2 protein-coding genes are annotated in these 3,926 nt (G+C 70.1%); both read right to left on the minus strand.

Going from position 1 to position 3,926, the window contains the following annotated elements; genetic code table 11:
• Positions 1-61: 61 nt before the first annotated feature.
• On the minus strand, positions 62-2,497 hold the full coding sequence (locus HG543_RS01240) for a penicillin acylase family protein (RefSeq protein WP_169342770.1): 2,436 nt from the start codon (positions 2,495-2,497) through the stop codon (positions 62-64).
• The gene (locus tag HG543_RS01245) at positions 2,494-3,894 is read right to left on the minus strand and encodes an MFS transporter (RefSeq protein ID WP_169342771.1); all 1,401 of its coding nucleotides are present in this window, start codon (positions 3,892-3,894) and stop codon (positions 2,494-2,496) included. The genes HG543_RS01240 and HG543_RS01245 overlap by 4 nt, the downstream gene beginning before the upstream one ends.
• Between the last annotated feature and the right edge of the window lie 32 nt (positions 3,895-3,926).

The following is a 3,926-nucleotide window of genomic DNA, read 5'->3' on the forward strand; positions in this document are numbered from 1 at the left end:
GAAGAACGAAGAATCGAAGTTGAAGAAGGAGGCGCGGGTGATGTGTCGACCTGAGCCGGGCTCAGGTCTTGGGCTTGCCGGCGGGCTGGAGCGTCAGCGTGTTCCTCACGTGCGCTTCCACCGCCTGCCGCGTGTGCAGCAGCGGGTGGTAGCGCACCTGGCTGTTCAGCTCCAGCAGGTCATCCCGGTGCGGGTGGTACAGGTGTTCTGACTGCCCGGGGGCGTGAATGGCCACGGACTTCGACAGGTCGCCCAGGTCGACAATCATCCGCAGCGCCGTGCCGTGGACCACCTTGAAGGGCTGGTGCCACAGGAAGGACGCCCCATCCACCGAGTAGTTGTCCCCGCGCGCGGGCAGCGTCCGTGTGTTGGCGAGGCGCCGCAGCGGGCCCGGGCTGGCCGGTCCTCCCAGCGTCATGTGCTGGTACGTCACCGTGTGGACGTTGCCCCAGGCCCACCCCTTCGGGTCCTGCCCGTGGTGCTCACCCAGCCACCGCAGGGCCTCGCCCAGGGTGCGCCGGAGGATGTCGTCCCGCGTCTCGCGCTCGGGCGTCGCCGGGTCGTCCCACCACGCGTCGTCCGGCTTGCCCATCAGCTCGATGACCAGCGGCATGTGCATGCTGCCGTGGCGCTCGTAGTCGCTCTCCAGGTAGCGCTGCGCCAGCTTGGGCTGCAGCTTGTGGCGCAAGAGGGCGCGCAGCACGTGGATGTACCAGGCCTGGAAGATGGTGGCGCCGACGCTGTCCACCTCGAAGCGCAAGTCCCACTCGGCCAGCGCCTTCAGGGCCTGGGCCTGCGCGTCGTCCGCGGGCTTCACCGCCAGCAGGTGCGGGCGCATCAGCTCCGCGGGGATGGAGTACGTCTCCGACTGGATGCGGCGCATGTCCTCCACCGTGTGCTTCGTGCCCTCCGCCAGCAGGTCGGTGATGCGCTTCGCGCGGTAGCCCGGGAACCAGTTGTGGGCGATGACGTACGGGTAGTCGTCGGACGTAATCTTGTTGTTCGCGGTGGCCGCGTAGCCCGCGGGCGGGTTGAGGGAGGCGGGCAGGTCCTCGAAGGGGATGTAGCCCTGCCACTCGTACTCGCCCGTCCACCCCGGCACCGGCACCGTGCCCTGGTGGCCCGCGGCGCGCAGGGGAATCTTCCCCGTGGACTGGTAGCCCACGTTGCCCTTCACGTCCGCGTACACGAAGTTCTGCCCCGGGCTCTCCCACAGGGCGCACGCGGCGCGGAACTCGTCCCAGCTCTTCGCCAGGTTCAGTCCCAGGAGCGCGTCGACGAGCGGCTTGCAGTCGGTGTGGGCCCAGCGCAGCGCCAGCGGCGCCTCGTCGGCCATCAGTTGGCTCATGGCCCGGTTGAGCAGCGGGCCGTGCCGCGTGCTGCGGATGGTCGTCATCGCCGGCGGACCGCCCCGGACGGGGAACTGCTCGCGGCGGATTTCCAGGTCGTGCCACGCGCCCTGGTACTCGTAGCGCGTGGGCTGCTTCGGGTCGTCCAGCTTCTCCAGGTAGAAGTCCTGGGTGTCCGGCCCCAGGTTGGACATGCCCCACGACGCGTGGCCGTTGTGGCCGATGACGAGCATGGGCACGCCGGGCAGCGAGAAGCCCACGTGGTCGAACCGGCCGCCGTGCAGGCCGGTCTCGTAGAACTGCGCCGGCATGCCCAGGCCGATGTGGACGTCATTGGCGAGCAGCGGCTTGCCGCTGGCGGTGCGCTGGCCGTGCACCACCCAGTTGTTGCTGCCGGAGACGATGTTCGGGTCTCCCAGCACCGCGTCCGTGGCGTCCAGCCCCTCCAGTGACTTCACGCCGCGCAGGCCCTGGAGCCGCGCCTCCTTGGGAACGATGAGCGGCGTCTGCGGCGCGTGCGACGGCAGCAGCAGCGCGGCGACGTCCTCGCCGGCCTCCGCCACCAGGCGCGCGCGCAGCAGCTCCAGGCGGTAGTTGCCGCCCAGCATCATCGCCAGCAGGTTGCCGCGCAGCAGCGTGTCCACCGGCTTCCACGGCGCCGGGCTGTGGCCCAGGATGGTGAACTCCAGCGGCAGCGGCTCGTTGGCGATGCGCGCGTTCACCCCCGCCGAGTAGGCCTCCAGGATGTCCATGGCCTGGGGCGATACGGAGGACAGGCCCTGCTCCGCCATGCGGCGCAGCCCCAGCGTGCGCATGAGGTGGTCCATGGGGACCAGGCGCGGGCCCAGCACGGAGGCCAGGAGCCCATTGCCCACCAGCCGGCCGAACTCGATCTGCCACAGCCGGTCCTGCGCCTGGACGTAGCCCTGGGCGAAGAACAGGTCGTGCTCGTCCCGGGCGAAGATGTGGGGCACGCCCCAGGTATCGCGGAGCACCTCCACGGGGCCGTGGAGGCCCTGCAGCTGGAGGGTGCCCTGCGCGCGCGGCCAGCGGCGCCGGGCCATCCAGGGACCCAGGCCCGGCGTCATGGTGGCCAGCGCCGGAGGCAACCGGCGGAGCATCTGGTACCAACGGTTGAAGGCGCTCATGACTCGGTGCTCCCGGTAGGGGCCAGACGCGGGGCGGTCTCCGCCCGCGCGGTGGCGTTGTCAGTGGAGGTCAGGGGCCCGGCTTCCGGGCCGGGCTGGGCGGGCAGCACGTCCGGCAACTCGGTCTCCAGGTTGCGCACGCGGGGGGAGAAGGCCAGCATCACCACGTTCGCCAGCAGCAACCCGCTCAGCGCGATGAACATCACGGCGATGCCGCGCCCCTTGCCGACGCCAATCACCTGCCCCAACGTCGAGGCGAGCACGCCGCCCGGCATCATCGCCGGCTCGAAGATCTGGTCCGCCAGGATGCCGCCCATGAGCGTCACCGTCAGGCCGGTGCCCTGGAAGAGCACCCGCCGCAGCGAGGCCACGCGCCCCTGCAGCGAAGGAGGCGTCTTGGTCTGCCAGAGGACCTGGTTGCTGGACGAGATGAGGGGGAAGGTGAAGAGGAAGACGGCGGCGGCGCCCGCGATGAGCGGCACGCTGGGCGGCAGCGCCGCCAGCAGCAGCACGAGCGAGGCCACCGCGGAGAAACCCATCAGGCCCAGGACGCGGCGCTTGGGACCGCCCCACACGCTGGTGAGGATGCCGCCCAGCAGTCCGCCCACGCCCGCGGTGGTGGCAATCCGCCCCAGGTCCTGCACGTCCCCGAAGGCGAGCACCAGCGGGTTGATGAGCAGCATCACCATGTACACCACGAAGCCGATGCTGGTGACGAACAGCATCAGCCGGCGCAGGCCCGGGCGCTCACGGATGAAGTTCCAGGCCTCCCTCAGGTCCTCCTTGAGCGAGCGCGGGGCGTCCGACTTCTCGGCGTCCCGGGACGGCTGCGGGAAGCGGACGAAGAGCAGCACCCCCACCGCGAAGAGGTAGGAAATGGCGTCCAGGACGAGGATGCCGCGCAGGCCGATGGGGCCCATCAGCGAGCTGGAGAGAATGGGGCCGAAAATCTGGGCCAGCGCGCTGCTCAGCTCCGTCATGCCGCTGGCGCGGCCCAGGTGCTGCCGCGGGACGATGAGCGGCACGGTGGCAATCCACGCCGGGAAGCACAGGGCGCTGCAGGCGGAGCCCAGGAAGAGCGGCAGGTAGAAGTACCAGGCCTTGATGGTCCAGTACCCGGAGTCGTGGCCCACGAGCAGGAGCCAGATGAGGAGGATGCTGACCGCCGAGCCGATATCTCCCCACAGGATGATCTTCCGGCGGTCCCACCGGTCCGCGAGGACTCCGGCCAGGGGGGACAGAATCACCAGGGGCAGGCTGCCGAAGAACATCACCAGGGCGAAGTTGGTGACGGAGCCGGACGTCTCGTACACGTACGCCCCGAGCGCGAAGTTCGTCAGGCCCGAGCCCAGCGTCGAGATGAGTTGCCCGAACCAGACGGTGAAGAACGTCCGCATCGAGGGATTCGATGGGGGGGAGGCCGGGGGGG

The organism is Pyxidicoccus fallax, from assembly GCF_012933655.1.
Lineage (GTDB): Bacteria > Myxococcota > Myxococcia > Myxococcales > Myxococcaceae > Myxococcus > Myxococcus fallax.